26 protein-coding genes and 2 other annotated features (2 of these 28 only partly in view) are annotated in these 25,973 nt (G+C 46.3%); all 26 genes read left to right on the forward strand.

Annotation, left to right across the window (positions count from 1 at the left end; translation table 11 throughout):
• Positions 1-279 (forward strand) — a binding site (T-box leader); it begins 6 nt to the left of the window's first position.
• A 53-nt stretch (positions 280-332) separates the two neighbouring features.
• Positions 333-2,999, forward strand: coding sequence for a valine--tRNA ligase (locus tag BN1546_RS17420; protein ID WP_013372679.1), 2,667 nt, complete (start codon positions 333-335; stop codon positions 2,997-2,999).
• 36 nt (positions 3,000-3,035) lie between these two features.
• Positions 3,036-4,412 (forward strand): bifunctional folylpolyglutamate synthase/dihydrofolate synthase, encoded by a 1,377-nt coding sequence (locus BN1546_RS17425; RefSeq protein WP_090738423.1) that lies wholly within the window; start codon positions 3,036-3,038, stop codon positions 4,410-4,412.
• Between the two features lie 6 nt (positions 4,413-4,418).
• Entirely contained in the window at positions 4,419-5,798 is a 1,380-nt protein-coding gene (gene murC / locus BN1546_RS17430) for a UDP-N-acetylmuramate--L-alanine ligase (RefSeq protein ID WP_058830530.1), read from the forward strand.
• A gap of 165 nt (positions 5,799-5,963) precedes the next feature.
• Positions 5,964-7,235: an SPOR domain-containing protein gene (locus BN1546_RS17435; RefSeq protein WP_058830519.1), complete on the forward strand. Its 1,272-nt coding sequence runs from the start codon at positions 5,964-5,966 to the stop codon at positions 7,233-7,235.
• A 121-nt stretch (positions 7,236-7,356) separates the two neighbouring features.
• Positions 7,357-7,599 (forward strand): DUF4321 domain-containing protein, encoded by a 243-nt coding sequence (locus tag BN1546_RS17440; RefSeq protein ID WP_013372674.1) that lies wholly within the window; start codon positions 7,357-7,359, stop codon positions 7,597-7,599.
• Between the two features lie 22 nt (positions 7,600-7,621).
• A complete protein-coding gene (locus BN1546_RS17445; protein WP_013372673.1) occupies positions 7,622-8,230 on the forward strand; it encodes a Maf family protein in 609 nt (202 codons plus the stop codon).
• 14 nt (positions 8,231-8,244) lie between these two features.
• A complete protein-coding gene (gene radC, locus BN1546_RS17450) occupies positions 8,245-8,937 on the forward strand; it encodes a RadC family protein (RefSeq protein WP_013372672.1) in 693 nt (230 codons plus the stop codon).
• A 106-nt stretch (positions 8,938-9,043) separates the two neighbouring features.
• Positions 9,044-10,078 carry a rod shape-determining protein gene (locus BN1546_RS17455; RefSeq protein ID WP_013311600.1) on the forward strand — a complete coding sequence of 345 codons (1,035 nt, stop codon included), beginning with the start codon at positions 9,044-9,046 and terminating at the stop codon, positions 10,076-10,078.
• A 55-nt stretch (positions 10,079-10,133) separates the two neighbouring features.
• Positions 10,134-10,955 carry a rod shape-determining protein MreC gene (gene mreC / locus BN1546_RS17460; RefSeq protein WP_013372671.1) on the forward strand — a complete coding sequence of 274 codons (822 nt, stop codon included), beginning with the start codon at positions 10,134-10,136 and terminating at the stop codon, positions 10,953-10,955.
• Complete coding sequence (gene mreD, locus BN1546_RS17465; RefSeq protein ID WP_013372670.1) at positions 10,955-11,485, forward strand: rod shape-determining protein MreD; 531 nt, start codon at positions 10,955-10,957, stop codon at positions 11,483-11,485. The genes mreC and mreD overlap by 1 nt, the downstream gene beginning before the upstream one ends.
• Positions 11,486-11,567: 82 nt before the next feature.
• Positions 11,568-12,230, forward strand: a complete 663-nt coding sequence (gene minC, locus BN1546_RS17470) for a septum site-determining protein MinC (RefSeq protein ID WP_090738424.1) — start codon at positions 11,568-11,570, stop codon at positions 12,228-12,230.
• Positions 12,231-12,233: 3 nt separating this feature from the next.
• Positions 12,234-13,031 carry a septum site-determining protein MinD gene (gene minD, locus BN1546_RS17475; protein WP_013372668.1) on the forward strand — a complete coding sequence of 266 codons (798 nt, stop codon included), beginning with the start codon at positions 12,234-12,236 and terminating at the stop codon, positions 13,029-13,031.
• 339 nt (positions 13,032-13,370) lie between these two features.
• A complete protein-coding gene (locus tag BN1546_RS17480; protein WP_090738425.1) occupies positions 13,371-14,216 on the forward strand; it encodes a peptidoglycan DD-metalloendopeptidase family protein in 846 nt (281 codons plus the stop codon).
• On the forward strand, positions 14,209-15,087 hold the full coding sequence (locus BN1546_RS17485; RefSeq protein WP_013372666.1) for a M50 family metallopeptidase: 879 nt from the start codon (positions 14,209-14,211) through the stop codon (positions 15,085-15,087). Before BN1546_RS17480 ends, BN1546_RS17485 begins: the two co-directional genes overlap by 8 nt.
• A gap of 47 nt (positions 15,088-15,134) precedes the next feature.
• Positions 15,135-16,319, forward strand: coding sequence for an Rne/Rng family ribonuclease (locus BN1546_RS17490; protein ID WP_040103047.1), 1,185 nt, complete (start codon positions 15,135-15,137; stop codon positions 16,317-16,319).
• Positions 16,320-16,415: 96 nt separating this feature from the next.
• Positions 16,416-16,502, forward strand: a sequence feature (ribosomal protein L21 leader region).
• A 13-nt stretch (positions 16,503-16,515) separates the two neighbouring features.
• Positions 16,516-16,827 (forward strand): 50S ribosomal protein L21, encoded by a 312-nt coding sequence (gene rplU, locus BN1546_RS17495; protein WP_013372663.1) that lies wholly within the window; start codon positions 16,516-16,518, stop codon positions 16,825-16,827.
• Positions 16,828-16,840: 13 nt separating this feature from the next.
• A complete protein-coding gene (locus tag BN1546_RS17500) occupies positions 16,841-17,179 on the forward strand; it encodes a ribosomal-processing cysteine protease Prp (protein ID WP_016818432.1) in 339 nt (112 codons plus the stop codon).
• A 5-nt stretch (positions 17,180-17,184) separates the two neighbouring features.
• Complete coding sequence (rpmA, locus tag BN1546_RS17505; protein ID WP_013311590.1) at positions 17,185-17,502, forward strand: 50S ribosomal protein L27; 318 nt, start codon at positions 17,185-17,187, stop codon at positions 17,500-17,502.
• Between the two features lie 147 nt (positions 17,503-17,649).
• Positions 17,650-18,387: a Spo0B domain-containing protein gene (locus tag BN1546_RS17510; protein ID WP_090738426.1), complete on the forward strand. Its 738-nt coding sequence runs from the start codon at positions 17,650-17,652 to the stop codon at positions 18,385-18,387.
• 13 nt (positions 18,388-18,400) lie between these two features.
• Positions 18,401-19,711, forward strand: a complete 1,311-nt coding sequence (gene obgE, locus BN1546_RS17515) for a GTPase ObgE (protein ID WP_013372660.1) — start codon at positions 18,401-18,403, stop codon at positions 19,709-19,711.
• 158 nt (positions 19,712-19,869) lie between these two features.
• Positions 19,870-20,307, forward strand: coding sequence for an ACT domain-containing protein (locus BN1546_RS17520; protein ID WP_013372659.1), 438 nt, complete (start codon positions 19,870-19,872; stop codon positions 20,305-20,307).
• 43 nt (positions 20,308-20,350) lie between these two features.
• Positions 20,351-21,637 (forward strand): homoserine dehydrogenase, encoded by a 1,287-nt coding sequence (locus BN1546_RS17525; protein ID WP_064963346.1) that lies wholly within the window; start codon positions 20,351-20,353, stop codon positions 21,635-21,637.
• A 27-nt stretch (positions 21,638-21,664) separates the two neighbouring features.
• Positions 21,665-22,633: a homoserine kinase gene (gene thrB, locus BN1546_RS17530; protein WP_013372657.1), complete on the forward strand. Its 969-nt coding sequence runs from the start codon at positions 21,665-21,667 to the stop codon at positions 22,631-22,633.
• Positions 22,630-23,529, forward strand: coding sequence for a prephenate dehydratase (pheA, locus tag BN1546_RS17535; RefSeq protein ID WP_058830522.1), 900 nt, complete (start codon positions 22,630-22,632; stop codon positions 23,527-23,529). The genes thrB and pheA overlap by 4 nt, the downstream gene beginning before the upstream one ends.
• A 17-nt stretch (positions 23,530-23,546) precedes the next feature.
• A complete protein-coding gene (gene ilvE, locus BN1546_RS17540) occupies positions 23,547-24,431 on the forward strand; it encodes a branched-chain-amino-acid transaminase (protein ID WP_058830523.1) in 885 nt (294 codons plus the stop codon).
• Positions 24,432-24,590: 159 nt separating this feature from the next.
• Positions 24,591-25,973: the 5' portion of a LysM peptidoglycan-binding domain-containing protein gene (locus BN1546_RS17545; RefSeq protein WP_058830524.1), read on the forward strand. The gene runs 261 nt beyond the window's last position; 1,383 of the gene's 1,644 nt are visible here — the first part of the coding sequence; its start codon is at positions 24,591-24,593; the stop codon falls past the right edge of the window.

Here is a 25,973-nt window from a genome sequence, read left to right on the forward strand (position 1 = left end):
ACTGAGATCGGGAAGAGTAGGCAGCAAGCCCTTCAGAGAGTGGAATTGCAGCGCTGTGAGGTTCCGCAGGAAGCTACTGGCCGAAGTCACCCGGGAGTCGCCTGTTTGAACGGTTCCTCATTTCATTCCTTCGGAAGGTAAGAGGTTCACGGTAGAATAAGGCCGGTCCGCAACCGTTATCTGCATAAAGTGTCACACCATGTGTAATGGATCAGTGGATACATACACTAGGGGTGAAACAAAGGTGGTACCGCGAGAGAACAGCCTTTCGTCCTTTGAGGATGAAGGGCTTTTTTTATTTGCCAATTGAAAAATCATGGAGGTATCCTGATATGTCAGAACAAGACAACAAGACAACCTTGGAAATGCCAACAACGTATGATCCCAAATCAGCAGAACAAAAATGGTACAAAACGTGGATGGAGAAGGGCTATTTCCGCGCCGGGCAACATCCAGAGGCAGAGCCTTTTACAATCGTTATTCCACCACCCAATGTTACGGGTATGTTGCATATTGGACATGCTCTTGACTTTACTTTGCAGGATATTATTATCCGCGCCAAGCGGATGCAGGGTTATGATGCCTTGTGGCTGCCAGGGGCAGACCATGCAGGTATTGCTACTCAAACAAAAGTAGAGCAGAAGCTGCGTGAAGAAGGCCTGACTCGCTATGATTTGGGCCGTGAGAAGTTTTTGGAAAAAGTGTGGGAGTGGAAGGATCTTTATCTGGACAATATCCACAACCAATGGGAAAAAATGGGCTTTTCTCTCGATTATTCCCGTGAACGTTTTACATTGGATGAGGGACTGTCCAAAGCGGTACGCGAAGTATTCGTTAAACTGTACAAAAAGGGCCTGATTTATCGCGGTAAACGCATCATTAACTGGGACCCTGCTGCACGTACTGCGTTGTCGGATATTGAGGTGGAATACAAAGAGGTGAATGGAAATCTGTATCACCTGCAATACCCACTGAAAGACGGTAGCGGATTTATTACTGTAGCCACCACACGTCCTGAAACGATGCTGGGCGATACGGCTGTAGCTGTACATCCGGAAGATGAACGCTACAAGCAAATGATCGGCAAAACGCTTGTGCTTCCAATCATTGGGCGTGAAATTCCGGTCATTGCGGATGACTATGTGGATAAAGATTTCGGTAGCGGCGCTGTTAAAATCACACCGGCTCACGATCCGAATGACTTTGAAATGGGACAACGTCACCAGTTGCCACAAATTACGGTGATGGACGAGACGGGAACCATGAATGCTGAAGCAGGCAAATATCAGGGACTGGATCGCAGCGATTGCCGTAAGCAAATCGTCGCTGATTTGAAAGAGCAGGGTGTACTAATTCGTATTGAAGAGCATGTACACCAAGTAGGCCATAGTGAGCGTTCAGGTGTAGTTGTAGAACCTTATCTGTCCACGCAATGGTTCGTGGAAATGAAGCCTCTGGCAGCTAAGGCGATTGAAGCACAGAAGGCTGGCAACGGTGTAAACTTTGTGCCGGATCGCTTTGAGCGTACTTATCTGCATTGGATTGAAAATGTGCGAGATTGGTGTATTTCCCGTCAATTATGGTGGGGACACCGTATTCCGGCTTGGTATGATGAAGAAACCGGAGAAGTGATTGTATCAGCGGAGGACCCTACCACTTTGCCTGAATATGCCGGTAGAAAGCTCAAACAGGATGAGGATGTACTCGATACTTGGTTCAGCTCTGCTTTGTGGCCGTTTTCGACCCTGGGTTGGCCTGAGCAGACAGAGGATCTCAAACGCTATTATCCGACTAATGTTCTAGTTACAGGCTACGACATTATTTATTTCTGGGTATCGCGTATGATTTTTACCGCGCTGGAATTTACGGAAGAGATTCCGTTCAAGGACGTACTTATGCACGGTCTGGTTCGTGATGCGGACGGAAGAAAAATGTCCAAATCCCTGGGCAATGGTGTTGATCCGCTCGATGTGATCGAACAATATGGTACCGATGCTATGCGTTATATGATCTCCACCAGCAGCACGCCTGGACAAGACCTTCGTTTCCGCTGGGAACGTGTGGAGCAGGCGCGTAACTTTGCCAATAAAATCTGGAATGCATCACGTTTTGCGCTGATGAATCTGGAAGGCGTCACTGCGGCAGATATAGACATTACCGGTGACTTGAGCACCGTTGATCGTTGGATTCTGCACCGTCTAAACGAAACTTCACGCGACATCACGCGTCTAATAGATGCTTATGAATTTGGCGAGACAGGCCGCCTTCTGTACAACTTTATTTGGGATGATTTGTGCGACTGGTACATTGAGTTTGCGAAGCTTTCCCTATATGGCGATAATGCAGAGGCGAAAAAGAAAACACAATCCGTCCTTGCTTATGTTTTGGATCGGACACTGCGCATGATTCATCCGTTCATGCCTTTTATCTCCGAGGAAATATGGCAGCATCTTCCGCATGAGGGAGAAACGATCACACTAGCTGCTTGGCCTGCTTACGATCCTGCTTTCGAGGATAAGGATGCGGTCGCTGAAATGAATTTGCTGATCGACGTGATTCGTGCTGTGCGCAATATCCGCGCTGAAGTCAACGTGCCGATGAGTAAAAAAATTGAATTGCTCATAAAACCCGGCGATCAAGCCGTTCTTGATATCATTAACCGCAATGGGGAGTATGTACGTCGATTCTGTAATACGTCTGAATTCGACGCGGGATTAGAGTTCACCGCTCCAGACAAAGCCATGACATCTATTGTTAGCGGCGCAGAGCTATACCTGCCGTTAGCCGGACTGCTAGATATTGCCCAGGAAATTAGCAGACTCGAAAAAGAACTTCAGCATTTGAACAGTGAAGTGGAGCGCGTGGAGAAAAAGCTTTCCAACCAAGGCTTCGTGGCAAAGGCACCAGCCAAAGTCATTGAGGAAGAGAAGGCCAAGCAAGCCGATTACTCAGATAAGCGCGCTAAAGTTATCGCACGTATTGAAGAACTCAAGGGATAATTTCACTCACAATAAAATGACCTGAAGGTGAAGAGGATGTCAGATACGATCAGGGGCGGCGACATAGCCCCTTTACAAAGTTATGATGAAGCAGTGGAATGGATTAACGGGTTGATTCCGTTTGGCATTAGACCCGGACTGGAACGAATCGAACAGCTGATGAGTAGACTGGGTGATCCCCAACGACATCTGAAATTTATTCATATTGCGGGAACCAACGGTAAGGGCTCGACTTGTGCCTTTCTAACCTCTGTGCTTCTGAAATGTGGATACGATGTTGGGACCTTTACTTCTCCGTACATCACCCGATTTACGAACCGTTTTCAATTCAACGGGACCGATATTCCAGATGAAACGCTGGTTTCACTCGCCAATCGCTTGTATCCGTTGGTGAAAGAAATCGCTGATAGTGAGTTGGGATCACCCACGATGTTTGAGGTGTCCACAGCGTTGGCTATTTTGTACTATGCTACGGTAGCTTTTCCAGATGTTGTGGTATGGGAGACAGGTCTCGGGGGAAGGATGGATGTAACTAATATCGTGAGTCCTATCGTCTCGGTTATTACGAATGTCGGCTATGACCATACGGACATTTTGGGAGATACACTGGAACAGATTGCAAGAGAAAAGGCTGGGATCATCAAGCCGGGTGTACCTGTCGTCAGTTGTGTTTCCCAGCCCGAGGCTATTCAGGTCATACGTGAAACGGCGACCAAGCAAGGAGCTACCTTGTACCTGGCAGGAGAACAATTTACGTATGAACGGTTAAATGGGAATGAAACAGGTCAGACCTTTTCATTCGCTGGACCCTTCCGGCATATGGAAATCGACATCACGTTGTTAGGCGAGCATCAATGTTCTAATGCGGCAGGAGCTATGATGGCACTTGAAGTCCTACGTCAGTATATGGCTTTTGTGTTGGATGATGCGGATCTGTTGGAGGGCTTTAGGCAAGCTGCCTGGGCAGGGCGTCTCGAACAAGTCAGTACCTCGCCGAGAATTGTCCTTGATGGGGCTCATAATCCAGAAGGGGCTCAGACGCTGGCCAAGAGTCTCCCACAAGTGTATTCGTACAAAAAATTGGTTTTAATGATGGGAATGCTGTCAAACAAGCATCATGAGGCATACTTGCAGCATATACTGCCACTAGTGGATACGCTTATCCTGACCGAGCCCGATTTTCGCCGCAAAATGAATGCCGCTGATTTGGCTCATCTCGTGGAGAAGCTGCGGCCGTCTTATGCCAAAACGGATTTAAAAATTATTGTAGAAGGTGACTGGAAAAAGGCTTTAAGCCTGTTTCAGTCACATACGGAAGCGGAAGATCTGGGGGTGGTGTCCGGCACGCTGTATCTTATTGCGGATGTACGGGCTACCCTTATGTATCAAACCGATTCGGAAAAAGGTTGGTGAAATTTGTTGATTACTTCGGAACATGTTCATTTTATCGGTATCGGCGGCTACGGGATGAGCGCGATTGCTCGGGTCATGCTGGAGATGGGATATACCGTGACTGGCTCAGATGTGGCATCACAGGAGCTGACAGAAAAACTGGCGGCAAAAGGCGCAAAAATATATATTGGACACACGCCTGAACATATTGCAGGCGCAGATATTGTTGTCTATTCAACAGCATTGTCACGTGACAATGTAGAGCGGGTGGCAGCGGAAGAATTGAATATTCCAACACTGCACCGTTCGCAGATGCTGGCTCGCTTGCTTAACGAACGTAAGGGAATAGCGGTTGCGGGTGCGCACGGGAAAACGACAACCTCTTCCATGATCGCTCTGGTTATGGAGAGATGTAACGTTGATCCAACGTATATTATTGGCGGCGAAATCACGAATTTGGGAACGAACGCCAAAGCAGGTAAAAGCGAGTTTGTCGTTGCCGAGGCGGATGAGAGCGATGGTTCTTTCCTGCAATATCATCCTTGGCAGGGTATCGTAACTAATATTGAAGCGGATCATTTGGAAAATTACGATGGCGATTTTAATCGGCTGAAAAGTGCTTACGTACAGTTTTTGAGTCAAATTCGGCCGGATGGAGCAGCTATTGTATGTGCAGATGATCAGAACATCCGAGAGATGTTGCCTCAGCTCCAAACTCGGGTCATTACTTATGGGGTAGAGCATGAAGCGGATTACATGGCGACAGATATCCAACTAGGTGACCGCCGATTAAGCTTTACGATGAGTCGTAAGGGAACAGCACTCGGAACGATTGAATTGTCTGTACCGGGTAAACATAACATGTATAATGCGATGGCTACCGTGATTTCATGTTTGGAAGCAGGGATTCCATTTGATCAAATTGCTGCAACTATTGTGGAATTTCACGGAGCAAAACGTCGTTTTCAAGTGCTAGGTGAAGGCAATGACATTTTGATTATTGATGACTATGCGCATCACCCAACAGAGATTGAGGCAACGATCAGTGCAGCGAGAGCAACTGGCAAGCGTATTATTGCCGTGTTCCAGCCACAACGCTACAGTCGTACCTTTTTCCTGCTGGATGCGTTCAGCCGTGCGTTTAGCGAGGCTAATGAAGTGATCATTACCGATATTTATTCACCAGCGGGAGAAAAACAGATTGAAGGTGTGCATTCTTCCAAACTGGTGGATTTAATCGTCCAAAACAGCAATGCGAATGCAATCTATTTACCGACCAAAGAAGCCGTGATCGAAGAGCTGAAAGATCGGTTACAGCCGGGTGATCTAGTGCTGACAATGGGAGCAGGGGATATTTGGAAAGCTGGCGACGCGTTAGCACGCCATCTTCGCGGGCAACAAGTGTAATAGGTATAAACATGGGCTGTTACGCCAATGAATTATAGCTTTGAAGGGTATTCCGAGCACGAAAGTGTTTCGGGATACCTTTTTTTGTAATGCCGTGGCATATTTCCTCAGCTTGACTCATACAACAGACTATGAGGAAGTATGGGACAAGGAGGGAGTGCATCCATGAACAAGGCCAAGATGACATTCCGGTTCGATCAACAGTTGCCGGAAACAAGCCGGGAGGATAAGCTACAGGTGCTTCCGAACAAAAATGAGTCGTTTACGAACGGACAGCGTGACATGATTAGAGATACGGAGTTACACCACGATGATGAGCTTTATCAAACTGATAACCAGCGTAAAGGAATGGAACGGACTAGTAGTATGGAGAAACATACTCGAACTACACAACATTCAGAGCTCGGCAAACCTGTGGAGACGAATAAACGCACTGCAACTCGGCGCTTTACTCCAACATTGAGGGTACAAGAGGGATGGGACGACCCTTTTGGTCGTTCGGCAGCTTCCTGGTCAGATGCGGACGTTCTACCGGAAAGTCCAGAAGAGGATGATGTTGAGGAGGCCTATTATTCCGGTCAAGAGTATAGAAGGCGTCCACCTCACCCTTCCAGATGGAGATTAATCGGTTCTGTAGCCAGTGCGTTGGTGACTGGGGGCATGTTCGGATATATTATGTTGTTACTGTTTAACGGAGGTAGTATGGTCCCGGGATCTGATTCTTTGGATAATGAGGCTGTACCCGTTTTCAAAGAATCTGTTGATGTCGATACAACGTCTGCAAAAGAGAATTCTGCCCCTGTCGCCGTCGTAGCGACTCAAGTGTCTCCACAAACCTATTACTTGCTGCAATACGGGGTTTTCAGCACTCCAGAGAGGGCTTTACAGGCAAAGGAAGAACTGTTGAAGGCAGGCATTGCAGCAGGAGGGGATAGCGAGGATCAAAACCGAGTATATGCAGGAATATCGTCGGATAGGGAGCAAGCCAAGTTGCTTAGTAATCAATTGAAGACACAAGGAGTGGAATTGTATGTCCGCGAGCTCGAATTACCCGGATTCGAAAAAGCGGCTTACGGAGGTAATGGTGATAAACTCACTACCTTTTTTCAGTTAAGCAACTCATTAGTGGGCAAGCTGAGCGGACTTTCCTCAACTTTGCTCAGAGAAGAAGGCCCAAATACGGTGCCAGCCTCCGACATGAGCGAGCTGAACGACCTGCATCAGCAGTGGACACAAAATATCGCTGCACTTCCCACTGGTCTTCCGAAGGAAGCGGCTGCCACCGCAACTTCGCTTGAAAAGGCGATGAACAGCGCAGTCTCTGCACTTGGAGAATATAACAAGAACACAGCCAAGGAACACATTTGGGAGATTCAGTCCTCCATGATGGAATATGTTTTGCGTGAGAAGGAATTTATCCAATTCATAAAACAGTAGACTAACCATACTTTCCGGCAAGGAACTGGAAATAGTTCCCCATGCCGGATTTCTGTTTGTATTGCAGTACAAATCACCGTATAATAATGAAGGTGTCAAAAAATGGCGAGGGAAGATCAGGATGAAAAAAAATGTAGGAATGCTTATACTGTTTTTGTTGCTCGGTTGGCTTTTGGGTGCCTGGATTGCTAAGGCCCTTCAATCGGTCAAAGTCCTTTCCTTTCTGACCCACCCCACTACGATATCCTGGTCGCCGAGAGCGGATCTGGATATTATCAGCTACAACATAACGATAAATTTTGAATTGAGCCTGCTTAGTCTGATCGGCATCATCGCCGCATTCTGGCTGTATCGCAGGCTCTAACTGATGAAAAGGAGCTTCCCTTATGGACGGGAAAATTACGCCCCGCATTATTCTGGCATCGACTTCACCAAGAAGGAAGGAATTACTCGCATATTTGAGACTCCCCTTTGAGGTGGTGCCGAGTCATGCGGATGAAAGCACGCCTGAGAGCTGGACGCCTCAGCAAATCGTGGAGACCCTTGCGGCCCGCAAAGCCGAAGCGGTCGTGCGCACTGCCGCACAGTCCGAGGAAGCTGGATTGGTGATTGGCAGTGATACGATTGTCGTGCTGGAGGATTCGGTATTGGGCAAGCCTGCTGACCATGCGGACGCGGTTCGTATGTTGACTGCATTGCAGGGAAGAACACACCGTGTGTACACTGGGGTAGCCTGCATACATACCGGAACCGGCAAGATGCTTGTTAGACATCGCCAAACGGAGGTCACAATGAAGCCTCTGAACCAAGAGCAAATTGTGGCATACGTAAATACTGGTGAACCGTCTGACAAAGCAGGATCGTATGGCATTCAAGGCATGGGTGCTACGTTGGTGGAATCTATTCAGGGTTGTTATTTTAACGTCGTAGGATTGCCGCTTTCTTTGCTGTCGGACATGCTGTCCGATTTTGGAGTGAATGTGCTGCGTCCATAAAAGGGGATAAACATATGCTGGAGTCGCCAATACTGATGCTTCGCGACCTCCCCCATGAAGAACGACCAAGAGAGCGCATGATGACATATGGGGCGGATGCCTTGAGCAACGCGGAGTTGCTAGCAATACTACTGCGTACAGGAACACAAAGTGAATCATCTCTGCATTTAGCGCAGCGTATTTTGCAGCAAGCAGGGAATTTGCGTCAACTGGTGGATATGAGTCTGAGCGAGTTGACCCAGATTAAGGGCATTGGAAATGCTAAAGCGATACAGCTAAAAGCGGGGATCGAACTCGGGCGTCGATTAGCATTGTCACGCCACTTGGAGACCCCGGTAATTAGTTGCCCACGGGATGTGGCAGATCTGCTGTTTGAACAGCTTCGCTATTTGCAGAAAGAGCATTTTGTCTGCCTGTTTTTAAATACCAAAAACCATGTCATTGCTCAGGAAACGCTATCTATGGGCAGCCTGAATTCCGCCATCGTGCATCCTCGTGAAGTATTTCGGGCTGCAATCAAGTGCAGCAGTGCTTCGATTATTTGCGCTCATAACCATCCGAGCGGTGATCCGAAGCCAAGCCCGGAAGATGTCCAGTTGACTCGCCGCCTGATGGAAGCGGGCAACATCGTGGGCATCGACGTGCTTGATCATATTGTGATCGGGGACGGGACCTTTGTAAGTTTGAAGGAACAAGGTCTGATATAATATAATATTTAAATCAAACATTTAAACATGACCGAATAAACCGGCCTGAATAAACCGTTTATACAGGGATAACAGATTTCAGGGAAGAGAAAAGGAGATTAACATCATGCTGGGTGGCTTTACAAAAGATTTGGGAATTGACTTGGGGACGGCAAACACGCTTGTATACGTAAGAGGTAAGGGAATCGTGGTTCGTGAACCATCTGTAGTTGCTTTGCGTACAGATACAAAAACCATTGAGGCTGTTGGGGAATCTGCGAAAAAAATGATCGGTCGCACACCGGGAAATATCCGTGCAATTCGTCCAATGAAGGATGGAGTCATTGCTGATTTTGATACGACTGCAACGATGATCAAATATTTCATCCGTCAGGCGCAAGCACAACGTTCATTGTTTCCGCGCCATCCGAACGTGATGGTTTGCGTGCCTTCGGGCATTACTGCAGTGGAACAGCGTGCTGTTGAAGATGCGACCAAGCAAGCAGGCGCAAGAGAGGCGTACACGATTGAAGAGCCGTTTGCAGCGGCAATTGGCGCTGATCTGCCGGTATGGGAGCCTACAGGCAGTATGGTTGTCGATATCGGTGGAGGTACAACCGAAGTTGCGGTCATTTCCTTGGGAGGGATCGTAACAAGTCGTTCTGTACGTGTAGCTGGCGATGAAATGGACGAGTCCATCATTCAATACGTGAAACGTCAATACAACCTGATGATTGGTGAACGGACTTCTGAGCAACTGAAAATGGAAGTTGGTTCAGCTATGCCATTAGAGCAAGTGGAAACATCGGAAATCCGCGGACGCGATCTGGTAACAGGCTTGCCGAAGACAATTACGATTACCTCCGATGAAATTAGCGAAGCATTATCGGATACCGTTAATGCGATCGTGGATGCAGTTAAAGTAACATTGGAAAAATGCCCTCCCGAGCTGGCGGCGGACATCATGGATAGAGGAATTGTACTGACTGGTGGTGGAGCACTACTGCGCAACCTGGATAAGCTGTTGGCAGGTGAGACCGGAATGCCGGTGATCGTAGCGGAAAATCCTCTGGATTGTGTGGCAATCGGTACGGGTAGAGCACTGGAAAATATCCATTTGTTCAAATCGCGCAGCAGTTCTGCCGTCCGTTCCAAACGTTGAATCGGGGGTGTAGGAACTGTTTAAGCTGTTTGGCAATAAAAGACTATTTGTTCTATTGATAGGAATCGTTCTGTTTATTGCCCTTATGGGGATTACACTTGGACAGAGAAATTCCTTAACCTGGCCCGAGAAGTTTGCCAGAGATTCAATTGGCTTTGTGCAAGGTATCTTTTACAGGCCCGCTTCAGCAATAGCGGGCTTCTTTGAAGATATCGGTAATATGCGTAGTATTTACGAAGAAAATGAGCGCTTAAAAATAGCCGTGGCCAAGCTGACTCGTGACCAGATTCAGACTCATAATTATGTTGAAACAAATGCTAGATTGCAGAATGAACTGAAGTTCACCCAAACGCAAAAGGCGAAAAATAATTATGATTATCGTGTTGCACAAGTGAACAGTGTTAGCAATGATTCCAAAACACTCGTGATTGATATTGGTGAGAAGGACGGAGCCAAGGTCGGTCAGGAGGTCAGTTCACTTGAAGGGTTTGTTGGGGTCATTAGCCGCACGGGGAATTTTACGTCTACTGTTACGCTGTTGACTACATTGGATCCTAAAAATCCGAATTCTTATGCCATTGCAGCGACAGTCTTGGGTAAGGAAAATCAATCGTTTGGTATGATTGAAAGCTATGATCCGGGTACGAACACATTTCAAATGACTCGCATTGAAGAAAAAGATCCAATCGCAAAGGGTGATCAGATTATTACGTCTGGTGCAGGCGGGAAGTTCCGCAAAAATCTAATGATTGGAACGGTGGAGAAAATTCAGGTTGGAGAGTTCGGCAAAACACGGACAGCCATTATTAAACCGGCAGCCAGCTTTGTGGATTGGAAAGAACTGCTCGTCCTCTACACTCCTGAGGTACCGGAATAATGAAGATGCGCGGTCAGGTTCTGATACTGCTGCTGTTTGTCCTGTTTATAGCTGAAGGAACGATTCTTCCGTGGCTTCTCCCGGATAGCTGGCATTCAAGAATGGTCCCAAATTTTGTGTATGTCGTAATTTTGTTTGTATCTGTGTATTACAGCCGTCATACAGCGTTGGTGCTAGGTATTGTTTTTGGACTTATTCATGATGTAGTGTACTACGGGTTTATCATTGGCCCTTATTCTTTTGCAATGGGGTTGTCTGCATACTTATTAGGGCTTGTGTTTACTGCTAGACGTGCACCGATGCCCATTATGATGGCGGCCGTATTGATTGGTAGTTTCCTGCTGGATTCTATGCTTTTTGCCATTGATCAGCTGTTTCAACTGAATCATCAGACTTTCAATTGGGCACTTGCTCAGTATATGATTCCTGATTTGTTTATCCATTTTCTGTTCGCCCTCATCATTTATGTCCCAGTTCGCAAGCAATTGCAGCGTTTGGGTACCCGTGTGAAAAAGGAAGAGACTGTCTAGGTCTTTTTACACACATTTTGTCCGGGTTAGCAGGGATTTGACGTCCCGGGGACGAAATGATTGAGATAGGAGGGACAGGCTAATGGCGGTGAAATCGAATCATGTCACGATTAAAGGCATCAAAGATGGCCTGGTATTCCTGCTGGACGATCAATGCGAATTTGAGGATTTGCTGGGTGAGCTGCGTTTTAAGCTGGAGCACAGTCATCAAAATATTTTAACTGGTCCGATCATTCATGTGGATATTAAACTGGGAAGTCGGGAAGTAACTGAGGAGCAAAAGGAAAGTATTCTGGAGATTTTGAAGCAGAAGGGGAATCTGCTCATCAGGTCTGTAGAATCACCCGGATTGCCTGCGGTAGTGCAGGGCAAGCCCCCCATTCACACGATGACAGGGATTATCCGTTCAGGACAAGTGCTTCATCACGATGGAAACTTACTCTTTTTGGGAGATGTTAACCCGGGTGGAATTATAACTTGTACCGGTGATATCTATGTCCTTGGCGCTCTGCGGGGTATGGCGCATGCAGGGATGGAGGGAAATAGTGAAGCGATTATCGCGGCCTCCTATTTTGCACCAACACAGCTGCGAATTTCCGAAATGATTAGCCGTCCACCAGATGAATGGGAGACGCGTGAATCCGGCATGGAATTTGCGTATCTCAAGGATGGCGCTATGCAAATAGATAAAATGAGCAATATTGTGCGTCTGGGCCGCGATTTTAACGTGTTCAAAGGGGTGTAGCACATGGGAGAGGCTATCGTCGTCACTTCAGGAAAAGGCGGCGTCGGCAAAACGACGACGTCAGCCAATATAGGAACAGCGCTTGCACTGCTCGGCAAAAAGGTGTGTTTGGTGGATACGGATATCGGTTTGCGTAATCTAGACGTTGTGATGGGTCTGGAAAACCGGATTATTTATGACCTTGTTGATGTAGCGGAAGGTCGTTGCCGTCTGAACCAGGCACTGGTTAAGGACAAGCGTTTTGAGGAGCTGTATATGCTACCAGCTGCTCAAACCAAGGACAAAAGTGCTGTTACGCCGGAGCAGGTTAAGGATATTATTTTGGAGCTTAAAAAGGATTTTGAATATATATTGATCGACTGCCCTGCGGGTATTGAGCAAGGCTTTAAAAATGCCATTGCCGGTGCGGATCAGGCAATTGTTGTGACTACTCCAGAAAATGCTGCTGTACGCGATGCAGATCGGGTAATTGGTTTACTGGAAAGTTCACATGTGATATCACCTAAGTTGGTGGTTAACCGCATTCGCAATAGTATGGTTAAATCCGGAGATATGTTAGATATTGACGGAATTTTACAAGTGCTTAGCATAGACCTTATTGGGATTGTACCGGATGATGAAATGGTAATTAAAGCAGCTAATACAGGAGAGCCTACTGTTATGAATCCGGATGCGCAGGCAGCGATTGCCTACCGGAACATTGCGAGACGAATCTTGGGCGATACTGTGCCTCTTATGCAGCTGGACCAGAAGAAGAGTGTGATGACACGCTTTAAGAAGTTTTTTGGTATGGGTGGATAAGGAAAACAGGAAGTTATTGCTGGTGGTTGCTTGGCCCTTTCTAGTGAGATAATTTCACTGATTTCTAAGGGAAGTGTTACAGTAGCATTCATTTGTAATACTAGACACTTAAATAAGTCGCCACTTATTTAAGTGTTTTTGGTTTGCTTTTTTAAATTTCTATGATTCTGGTTCGTAAATTTAGATCATTACATAAATGTTATAAATGCAAAACATATCCGGTGCGCTAGCGCCGGTTTTTTTGATTTTTAGGGTATGTAATCCCCAACCGGACAACATAAGTTGAAGCCCGTCCTCATAAGATGTAATAAACTTACCTCGCTGAGGGGGCTGAACAGGATGGACAAAAATTCCGGAATCAAGCAGCGCAGAAAAGAACGTATACAGCAGCTAATCGAGGGAAACAAAGCGGAGGCGTATTCCTCAGGCATAGATCAGAACAGGTACGGGTACAGAGAAATGAAATCGATGCCTGTAGTCAGTGTCAACTCGCCCAGAGACCCAGAAACTGAGTGGAAAAATGATCGACAACGTTGGCAGCAATCTTTTGGGGCAAATCGTGGTCCGTCTTTTTGGAGTTCCTTTTGGCGTAGAACTGTCATAGCAGCAGTGTTATTTGGAGTGGTGTGGGGCTTATTTCGCTGGGATATTCCCTATGCAGTAAATTTGAGAATGTTTGTCGCGGATGCCTTGAATAAGGACATGGATTTTGCAGCCGCCGGGCAATGGTATAAAACTTATTTTGACGGAGCTCCTTCCTTCTTACCGATTTTTGGCGAGGAGCATGAAACGAATCAGGTAGACGCAAGTCGAAAGGGTTCTCCACCGATTGAAGGCAATATAACGCAGCCGTTTGTACTGAGCCTTAAAGGGGTAGAAATTACGCCGAATGTTGCCGATAACGGGGCAATCGCTGTTAAAAGTATAGATGCAGGACGTGTATTAGACGTATTAAACCATCCCAAAAGTGGGATTTCAGTTACAGTTCGTCACACTGGCGGTATCACAGCAACTTACGGAAGGCTCTCACGCTCTACCTTAAAAGTGAACGATTGGGTTCAGGAGGGTGAAGAGATCGGTGTATTGCCAGCAAGTCACGGCGGTAGCGAGGCGGCGACTTTATTTTTGGCAATTCAAAGAGGGGATCAATACATTGACCCGTCGGAAGTGGTAGCCCTTGATTAATGTCCGAGGGGTGACCTTATCACTGCATCCACTGTTTGTACTGGTTATGCTGACCTCTGTGTTAACTGGACATTTTATCGAGATCATGACCTTATTTACACTGGTGTTTATACATGAGCTAGGTCATGCGACAGCTGCTTCGTTGTTGGGGGCGCGGTTGCTTTCCATACAGATGTTACCCTTTGGAGGAGTGGCTGTCATTGAGGATCAAGGGAAGCTCAATGCGTGGAAGGAGATTGTCATTGCTCTAGCAGGCCCCCTGCAAAACGGAATCATGATCATCATTCTTTTGTGGCTTAGGAATGTGAGTGGGTTGGAGCATGATTATGTAAATTATATAATTCAGGGAAATGCTGTTATTGCATTGTTTAATTTGTTGCCAATTTTACCGCTTGATGGTGGAAAAATATTGCAGTCGCTGATTAGCTTATTCTTCTCTTATCACCGCACATTAGTATGGACTTTTAGAGCCAGTATCATAACAAGTCTGCTATTTTGCCTGTATGGTATTTCGCCGTTATTAAGGCAAGATGAGCCTTTACATTTAAATCTGCTGGCGGTAGGGATTTTTTTGCTTTATTCTAATATTGTGGATTATCGGAATATCCCTTACCGTTTTATACGTTTTTTGCTGGGGAGGGACGAGCTTTTTTACCGCGAAGCGGCTAAAGGAAGCATTGCCTTACCTATTGTATCCCTGCCCGTGAAACATTTGGAGCCTGTTTTGCGTCTTTTCAGAAGAGATCGATATCATATGGTTTACGTTATGAATGAACAGGGACGGATTGTAGCTGTATTGCCGGAACAACGACTTATACGTTCTTATTTTGCGGCACGTCCGCCAAATGGTGGAGAATCCAAACCCAAATAATGTTTATGAAATAAGGAAGAGGCTGTATTCAGAGAGGTTGAAAAACCATGAAGCAAATGATTGTACAATGCCAACAGCAGATGACCCAAATGGCACTGTTGGAAGAGGGACGATTGGTTGAATATGCGGCTGAACTACCGCGAAAACGGGGAATTCTAGGTTCTTTTTTCAAAGCGAGGGTGGTCAATGTGCTACCAGGAATGCAAGCCGCCTTTGTTGACATTGGACAGCGAAAAAATGCTTTTTTGTATGTAGATGACGTACTTCATGCCCATTTGGACAAGCAACCAGAGGTAAAGCCGTCCATTTCTGAACTGTTAAAGGTGGGGCAGGAAATTGTAGTACAAGTATTAAAAGAGGCGGTTGGTAGCAAAGGAGCCAGGGTGACCACTCATTTTTCACTTCCGGGCCGCTGGATTGTATACATGCCCCGGGCTGATTATGTGGCCGTATCCAAGAAGATTGAGCGTGAGGGAGAACGTGCCCGTTTGAAAGCCATGGGAGAGCAGCTACGCACGGGTGAGGAAGGGCTCATCATTCGTACGGTTTCAGAGGAAATGAGTATAGAGGCGATTGAAAATGATCTGAATCAACTACGTAAGCAATGGGTGGCTATTCAGCGCAAAGCGGGTGAACACTCCGCACCGTGTGAATTGCACCGGGATCTGAGTATCGTTCAGCGTTTAATTCGCGATGTGTTTACACCTGAGCAGGATGAACTGGTCATTGACAGCGAGGAGCAAGCAAAGGATGCAGAGGTAATGCTGCAACAGATTGGTTCTGCGAAAGCTCATGTAAGTATATTTCGCAGTGCAGAAGAAACGATTTTCAAAGCTTATGGCATTCATGAGCAGCTGGAACGCGATTTTGCACGAAAGGTATGGCTTCAGGGTGGTGGCTACATTGTCATTGATCATACGGAGGCATTGACCGTCGTGGATGTGAACACTGGGAAGTTTACGGGCGGCAGTAATTTGGAAGAGACGGTGACCCAAACTAACATTGAAGCAGCAGAAGAGATTGCCCGCCTGGTACGTGTACGTGATATTGGAGGTATTATTATCATTGATTTCATCGATATGGAACAAGAGGAGAATCGTAGGGAAGTATCTTCTGTGCTGGAGGCAAGATTAAAAAAGGATCGGACTAAATCATATGTTGTCGGTTGGACGCGGTTAGGTTTACTGGAAATGACCCGCAAAAAAGTGCGTGAAGAAAAGACTCTCGTGTAGAACGTGCGTAATCAAAATTATTTCAAAACTAAAGGTTGAATGTGTACGAAGCTTGTGCTATAATCATTTAGTATGTGTGATGCGTAAGATTGACTGCACATGCTGTAACCGCTCCAATCAGGTACTGAAGTGCAGTATCCTAAGGAAACTGCCACCTGCAATTAGGCGAGTCTGAGACATAAGGAGGTGCAAGCAAATGTACGCAATTATCGAAACTGGTGGTAAGCAATACAAAGTTCAAGAGGGCGATGTATTGTTCATCGAGAAGTTGGAAGCTAATGATGGTGAAACTGTAACGTTCGATCGTGTTCTGGCAGTGTCCGGCGACAATGGCTTGACAGCAGGTACACCGCTTCTTTCTGGAGCTTCTGTAACAGCTAAAGTTGAGAAGCATGGTCAAGGTCAAAAGGTCGTTGTATACAAATACAAACCTAAAAAGAACTACCATGTGAAGCAAGGTCATCGTCAACCGTACACGAAAGTGACGATTGAAAAAATCCAAGCGTAAGAGGGTGCGATAATTGATTATCGTGCGTATTATACGACTGGAGGATGGCAGCATACAGGGGTTTTCTGTTAAAGGCCATGCGAATTTTGCTAAATCTGGCGAGGATATCGTATGTGCTGGTGTTTCAGCGGTAACAGTAGGAACTGTCAATTCGATTGTAGCTCTTACGGACGTTGAAATGGAAACGGAAATGGAAAACGGCTTTTTAAGCGCGTATCTTTCTCCTGAAAGTTATCATGATGCGAACGCACAGGTTCAACTGTTGTTGGAGTCCATGGTGATTATGCTGACAAGCATTGCTGAATCATACGGTAAGTATATTCAAATAGAAAATAAACAAAGAAGGAGGTAGACATCATGTTGAAATTGACATTGGATCTTCAGTTATTCGCATCGAAAAAAGGTGTAGGTTCCACAAAAAACGGACGTGACAGCAGATCGAAACGTCTTGGAGTGAAACGTGCTGACGGTCAAGCAGTTACCGGCGGTAGCATCTTGGTTCGTCAACGCGGAACGAAAATTCACCCGGGCACGAACGTGGGCATCGGTAAGGACGACACTCTGTTCGCGAAAGTGGACGGCGTTGTGAAGTTCGAACGTTGGGGCCGTGATCGCAAAAAGGTGAGCATCTACCCGATCGACGTTGCTCCAGTAGCAGCTACTGTAGAAGCTTAATAGCGGCTTAGACACGCTGAAAAAGCCTCCGGCACTTTTGTCGGAGGCTTTTTTGCATGATGGTAATGAACTGGAAAGTTAGTCTGTGCTATACTGGATAAAGGTTGTTGACTAGTCCATTTAATTATCGCAGAACGGAGAGAAGCCATGTTCCAGCGGATAAGAGCGCCTTATCTGGCGTTGGGTTCCATTCTGATTCCTTTGGTTTTTTCACTGCTCTATCCCAAAGCATTAACGATTATCATACTAGCTGTGTGGGCTGTAGCTGCTGCTTGTTTTGGTATGTGGTATACACATAGACAGGTTGAACATGAGCGGAAAGCTGCTTTGCGTTCTTTTGAGCGTACAGCGATAGCAACGCTTAACCATCATCGGCATGACTGGATGAATGATTTACAGGTGCTTTATGGCTATATTCGTATGAATAAGCATGATAAATCAGCTGCTTATGTGGAAACAATAAAGGGGCGGGTGTCGGAAGACAGTAAAATATCTAAGCTGGGTATTCCCTCGCTGGTGTTTTATTTGCAGTCTTTTCGCGTGAACGCCGGAAATTTACAATTGTCGGTACAGGTTGAGGAGGATTTAAAGTTAGACGCTGTCATGTCTCCCGAAGACGGCGAGTCGCTTGCCTCGGCCGTCATACAAACGGTGCGTGCGTATCAATATGGCGGGGGCCGGTCGTCCTGGGGAGAAGTGCGCAGATTGATACTTTATTTCGGTATGGATCAGAATGATGTTATCGTCCGGTTTGAAGGAAGTGACATACCTGCCGATTTAAATATACTAAAGCAGGTCAGATCCGTACTTGGAAGTAAACGCCTTCGAACAGAGAAGCTCCCTACGGGCGATATGCTTCAAATTCGAATGCAGTGCCAGACATAAGGAAGGTGTAACCATGTTTGTAGATAAAGCGAAGATTTTTGTTAAAGGCGGTGACGGTGGAGACGGATTAATTGCGTTTCGCCGTGAGAAATATGTTCCTAATGGCGGCCCAGCTGGTGGTGACGGAGGGAACGGTGGAGATGTAATTTTCCGTGTAGATGAGGGTTTGCGTACCTTGATGGATTTTCGGTACCAACGGCATTTTAAAGCCCAGCGTGGGGTAAAAGGTCGCAACAAAAGCCAACACGGAGCCAACGCAGAGCATATGATCGTCCGTATACCACCGGGAACAGTTATCATGGATGATGACACAGGTGAAGTATTGGCAGATATGACTCGTCATGGCCAACAGGTTGTTGTAGCTAAAGGAGGACGCGGAGGACGTGGCAATATTCGTTTTGCAACACCGAGTAATCCAGCGCCTGAATTGGCTGAAAACGGTGCGGAGGGGCAAGAACGTTATATTACGCTTGAGTTAAAAGTGATGGCTGACGTAGGCTTGGTTGGATTTCCTAGTGTAGGAAAGTCTACCTTGTTGTCAGTTGTATCTTCTGCAAAACCCAAAATTGGCGCATACCACTTTACAACGATTACCCCAAATCTGGGCGTCGTGGATGTGGGGGATCAGCGGAACTTTGTGATGGCCGATTTGCCTGGTTTGATTGAAGGAGCCCATGAAGGCACTGGACTGGGCCATGAATTCCTGCGGCACATTGAGCGGACGCGAATTATTATCCATGTTGTGGATATGGCCGGCTCTGAAGGACGTGACCCGTTCGAAGACTGGACCAAAATAAACGACGAATTAAAGCAATATAATGCAGCTCTGGCTGAGCGTCCACAAATTGTGGCGGCCAATAAAATGGATATGCCGGAAGCTGAAGAAAATCTTGCTCACTTCAAAGAGCAGATTGCTACGATACGTCCTGACCTTGAAATCATGCCTATTTCCTCTCTGACACGTCAGGGTGTAAAGGAACTGCTCTATCGGGCTGCTGATCTGTTGGATCAAATACCGGACGAGCCGGTTGTTGAGGAAGTAGCAGAAGTCAATGAACGCAAGGTATTTAAGTTGGATACGGCCGAAGACGAGGGCTTTACGATTGTACGTGAAAACGACACATTCGTGGTGCACAGCCCCAAAATTGAGCGCATGATGAAGCGCATGCAGATGAATTCGCATGATGCCATCTTGAAATTAGCAAGAACGTTGCGTCATATGGGTGTGGATGCTGAGCTACGCAAACGTGGTGCCACAGATGGTACATCTGTACGCATCGCTGATTTCGAGTTCGAATTCGTAGAAGGCAGCAGCTACTACTAAAAATTAAATAAAGCTTTAAAACCTGAACGGTTACTGTACTATAGGGAATTCTATAGAAGGCAGTAGCCGTTTTTTTGTATTGTTAGCTTGCCGATTTTCATGAGTTTAGATATAATGTCCTCTATACAAAAACATAAGTCTTTGAGGAGAGGACGTTCTTGAAAGAGCGCTATTACTTGGTACGGGAAGATATTTTGCCTGAAGCTATTGTTAAGACCATACAGGTAAAACTGCTGCTGGCTTCGGGAGATGTTAAAACCGTACATGATGCTGTGGAGCAAGTTGGGCTAAGCCGAAGCGCCTTTTATAAATATAAAGATGGCATACATTTGGTTAACCAGTTGGAGCGTGAGCGAATTGTCAATATCTCTATCGATCTAGAGCATCAATCCGGCATGCTGTCCAGGGTGCTCGGCAGAGTGGCGGATTACGGAGGTAATGTGCTGACGATCCAGCAAAGTATTCCACTGCAAGGTAGAGCCAATGTAGTTATCTCAGTCGAAATGTCCAGGCTTAGTGATGAATTGGGTGTTCTGCTGGAGGGCTTGGAAAGCATTTCTGGAGTCAAGCGGGTCCGCCTGATTGGGCAAGGCTGAGGCGATACAGTTCGTTAGATAAAAGTTAGCAGGAGGGGAATGGATGAAACCGGTCAAAGTAGGATTGTTAGGCTTAGGGACTGTAGGTACGGGAGTCGTTCGAATCGTTGAGGGTAATCAGGAAGACTTGAGCAGACAAGTAGGTTCACCGATCATCATTGAAAAAATAGCTGTAAAAAACATAGATAAGTATCGTTCCATAGAAGTAGACACCGCCAAACTTACTGAGGACCCGTGGGAAGTCATTCGAGACCCTGAAATTGATGTGATTATCGAAGTCATGGGTGGGATTGATCAGACGAAGGAGTACATTCTAGAAGCGCTAGAGAGAGGCAAACACATTGTAACAGCCAACAAGGACTTAATGGCATTGCACGGTTCTGAAGTATTGGCAAAAGCACAGGAAAAACAATGTGATATTTTTTATGAGGCTAGTGTGGCAGGCGGTATCCCGATCATTCGTACACTCATTGAAGGGTTCTCCTCTGACCGTATTACGCGCATTATGGGGATTGTGAACGGTACAACAAACTTTATTTTAACTAAAATGAGTCAGGAAGGAGCCTCGTACGAGGAGGTTCTTAGGGAAGCTCAAGAACTTGGATACGCAGAATCTGATCCGACCTCAGATGTCGAAGGATTGGATGCGGCGCGCAAGATGGCAATACTGGGAACCCTTGGTTTCCGCTCTAATGTAGAGCTCAAGGATGTAAGCGTGAGCGGTATTTCAAAGGTAACCAGTGAAGATATTGCCTTTGCTAAAAAACTAGGATATGAAATGAAGTTGCTTGGTATTGCAGAACGCCAAGGTGATGAATTTACGATTAATGTTCAGCCGACTATGGTGCGCAAGCAGCATCCATTAGCATCGGTGAACGGGGTATTCAACGCAGTTTATGTACATGGTGAAGCAGTGGGAGAAACCATGTTTTATGGTGCAGGTGCAGGCGAAATGCCAACAGCTACATCAGTAGTGGCTGACCTGGTAGCTGTAGTGAAAAACCTCAAACTTGGCGTAAATGGGCTAAAAGCAATCGTACCCTACAATCCTAAAAAAATTTGCAATGACGAAGACGTGTATTTCAAAAATTTCGTGCTTTTACACGTAGATGATAAAGCAGGGGTATTGGCACAGATTACGCAGGTATTTGCTGAATTCAATGTCAGTTTGGCATCTGTCGTGCAGCAGCCGAATGAGACTAATCCCGATGCTGAGATTATTATCGTGACTCATTTAGCTAGTAAAGCAAGTATGAAAAAGGTTTTGGAGCATTTTGAAACTTTGGACGTGATTCGCCGCATCAAGAGTGTATATCGGGTAGAAGGATAGTTAATAAAAGCAGGAGGAATCATCTGTATGACCGTTTTGAAAACAGCAAGAGTGCGCGTGCCTGCGAGTACGGCTAACCTAGGACCTGGCTTTGATACATTGGGCATGGCGTTGTCTCTATACGCATGGATTGAATTAAAAGAGGCCGAGCAGACAGCTTTCCATCTGTACGGGGATCAAATGAATGGCGTTCCCCAAGATAAAACCAATTTGATTTACAAGGTAGCACAAATGGTTTTTCGTGAAGCAGGTGTATCTGTTCCTGAACTGGAAATTTCGATGTACTCGGATATTCCGCTTACCCGTGGTTTGGGCAGCAGCGCTTCCGCCATTGTAGGTGCGCTGGTGGCCGCTAATACGCTGATTGGCTCGCCTCTGTCGGATTCCAAGCTATTTGATATGGCAAGCGCTATTGAAAAGCATCCGGACAATGTCGGGGCCTCTTTGTTTGGCGGTATTATTACTGCCGTGTGGGATGGCAAACATGCCAAGCACTTACGGATTGAACCGGATGCTAATCTAGAGGTAATGGTAGTTATTCCAGATTTTCAACTGTCCACGTCGAAGGCCAGAGAGGTCCTGCCTACCCATGTATCCTTGAAGGATGCTGTATATAATATTAGCCATGCTTCAATGCTGGTAGCGGCATTGGCATCGGGTCGAACAGATCTAATCGCTGAAGCGATGCGTGATCAGCTTCATCAGCCTTACCGTGCGGCACTTGTACCGGGTATGACAGAGATCCTACAGAATGCGTACCATTATGGTGCATTGGGTGTGGCCCTTAGCGGTGCTGGACCGACATTGCTGGCATTGACGGATCAACGGGAAAATCGTAAAGCGGAGCTTGAACAGTATTTAACGGAGACAATGAACAAAGAAGGGATCACTGCGTCTGTTTTAAATTTGCGCCCGGAGATTGAAGGGGCTAAAGTATATACGGAAGGGAATACACACCCTTTTATGGATATGATTAAAGGGGAACTTACGATATGATGCGAATTGCACTTCTTCCTGAGGGGACTGTTTCTCATGAAGCAATTAAATATTTGTTAGGAGATACACCCTGTGAACTACTGTTTTACAAGCATATAGCAGACGTATTTCAGGCAATAGACAAGGGACAGGCAGACTATAGTGTAATTCCTATAGAAAATACGATTGATGGCTCTGTAAGTTTGCATATGGACTGGCTTGTGCATGAGGTAGACATTCCAATGCAGGCGGAATGGGTATATCCTTCAATTCAAAATCTTATTGGACATCGTAGTGAATTTCTCGGGGATCAGGACAAGCTTGATTTGAGCAAAGTGGTCAAAATTATGTCCCATCCTGTAGCGCTTCCCCAATGTAAAGAATTCATACAAACTTTCGCTCCTCAAGCCGAGCTGGAGAATGCAGGAAGTACGGCAGAGGCCGTCGAAATTGTTAAACATAACCCAGGTAAAGGTTGGACCGCTCTTGGAACCAAGCTTGCGGCTACCAAACACGGATTAGATATTTTGGCCAGCAAAGTGACGGATCATGATAACAATTTCACCCGCTTTGTCTTGATTGGACATCAACCTGTAAGGTTCCCGCGTACGCCTGAAGGCCAGCGAACCAGTATTCTGGTTACGCCGCCGCAGGATTTCCCAGGAGCGCTGCATCAGGTTTTATCCGCATTTGCATGGCGCAGGTTAAATCTGTCTCGTATTGAATCGCGTCCGACCAAAAAGCAATTGGGTAATTATTATTTTTACATTGAAGTTCTGGAATCTCTGCATTCCGTTTTGCTTCCGGCAGCCTTTGCAGAGATCGAGGCTTTGGGGTGCCATGTACGTATTCTTGGCTCTTATCCAAGCTACAAGTATGTTGAAGCAGCGATCGAACCTATTTTGAAGGAACATTAATCGGAGGTGTGGTTGTAATGGCAGAACAATGGATCTATCTGGATGGACAGCATGTGACTAAGGAGAACGCAAAGGTTTCCGTATACGATCATGGTTTCTTGTACGGAGACGGTATATTTGAGGGTATTCGTATTTATAACGGCAATATTTTTAAATGTAAGGAGCATTTAGAGCGGCTGTATGATTCTGCGAAATCTATTCAGTTGAACATTCCGTTGTCTCCTGATGAAATGTTGGAAGCAATGGCTGAAACGATTCGTCTTAACGAAATGCGCAATGGATATATCCGATTGGTTGTATCCCGGGGTGCTGGAAATCTAGGTTTGGATCCCCTTCGTTGTGTAAAGGCGAGTGTCATCATTATTGTCGAGCAGCTCGCCATTTATCCGGAAGAAGCTTATTTGACAGGTCTGAAGACAATTTCTGTCTCTCAACGTCGCAACATCCCGGATGCTTTGAATCCAAAGATAAAATCATTGAACTACCTCAACAATATCCTGGTGAAGATCCAGTCTAATTATGCTGGTGTAGGTGAGGCTATTATGCTCAATTCCCAAGGATATGTGACGGAAGGTTCTGCTGATAACATTTTCATTGTCAAAAATGGAGTGTTATATACACCGCCTTGTTATTTGGGAGCGCTTGAGGGGATTACACGTAATGCTATCATCGATTTGTGTGCCAAGCTTGGATATTCGCTTAAGGAGCAACCTTTTACATTGCATGATGTATATGTGGCGGATGAGGTGTTTTTTACGGGAACCGCTGCAGAAGTGATTGCAGCTTATGAAGTAGATGGTCGTACGATCGGCTCCGGTGTTGCTGGTCCAGTGACTTTAGAGCTCCTGGCCGAGTTCCGGAAGATTGTGGATCAGGATGGCTATAAAGTGTGGCAGGACTAAAAGAATACGAGATCCTTTTGACTGAATGCTTGTAAGAGTATTCGGTTGAGAGGATTTTTTTGTTTGTAGGGGGTCATTCGCCCGGGAGGTGCATAGGATGTAATAACAGAAGCCGGGCGTTTATCCCGCCCGAACGAAAGTCTAGGAGGTTTGTGACCTGTGAAAATACACATCGTCAAAAAAGGTGACACTCTGTACTTACTGGCACAGAAGTATAATGTGACACTAGAGAAAGTTATTGCCGCCAATCCCCAATTGGCAGACCCTAATCAGTTGAGCATCGGCGAGAAAATCAAAATTCCGACAGATCCTGTTACGATGGAAACACAGCCGTCAACGGTCTATCAACACAAAGTTAAGCAAGGTGATACGTTGTGGAAGTTGTCCAAGGCGTGGAATGTACCGCTTAAGTTAATTATTGATGCCAATTCCCAGCTTAAAAACCCGAATGCACTTTTGGTTGGAGAAACAGTTAATATTCCACACTACAAAGAAAGCGTATCTGATCTTTCTGTGAATAAGAAAAATACCGCAGTGAAAGAAGAGATGACACAGCCTAAACCTGAATCCCCAACCAAGGAAGAGCTTACCCAGCCCAAGGCGGAATTAACACAGCCTAAACCGGAGAATATGCCTAGTCCTAAAGAAGAAATGACACAGCCGAAAGAAACAGTGAATCCTCCTAAGCTTCCTGAATTAAAACTGCCTGAAGTTCCTATGGCGCCTGTCAATATGGCACCCGTCAATATGGCGCCCGTAAATCCTGCTCCACCTCAATTGCAGCCCATAATTACTCAACCTGCCCCACCTCAACAAATGCAACCTATAGTCACCCAACCGATTGCACCTAAACCGCAGCTTCCAGTTCATATTGAGAAGCAACCCGTAACCGAAAAGTTTTGTGGCTGCACCAGCTCGAAGCCGATGGAGAATTCCTCATGGCCATTACAGCAACCGGCATTTGATTACAGTCCGCCAATAAATGCTATGCCGAACTCGTGGTATCCGGGGATTGGATCTCCTCAGAATTGGGGGAATGCTCCTGTAAATACTTCCTTTGCAGAACATGCCTCTCCTACTGTAGTTGCAGATCAGGGCTATCATCATGACTGTGAGCATCCATGGTGCTGGGGGCCTGTGCAGACAGCACCCATACATGCTCATCCCTCACCTTATCCTGCCTATTCAGATTGCTGCTGCACCCCCGGATATTATCCGAGTCATGAAGCGTCTGAAAATACATCCTATCCTGTTTATCCTCCATTTATCCATCAAGGGGGCCCGCAGCAGCAACCAGAGAGTGCGGTCCAGGGTAGCCAGTGGGGCAACGCATGGGGAGGACCACAATATAGTATGCCTGCAAGTGGATACGTGTCCGACTTTAGCCAACCAATAGGTCAACACTCCGCGAATCACCCATATCATCCGTTCGCACATGGAAATGCACCTATGTATCCATTAGAGGGATATACCACGCCCTATATGTTTATGCCAGACTGTGGATGCCGGGAAGGAAACACCGAGTCGGCGCCAGCCACTCCG

Origin of the sequence: Paenibacillus sp. Mc5Re-14 (assembly GCF_001049835.1) — a bacterium.
Classification (GTDB): Bacteria; Bacillota; Bacilli; order Paenibacillales; family Paenibacillaceae; genus Paenibacillus; species Paenibacillus polymyxa_C.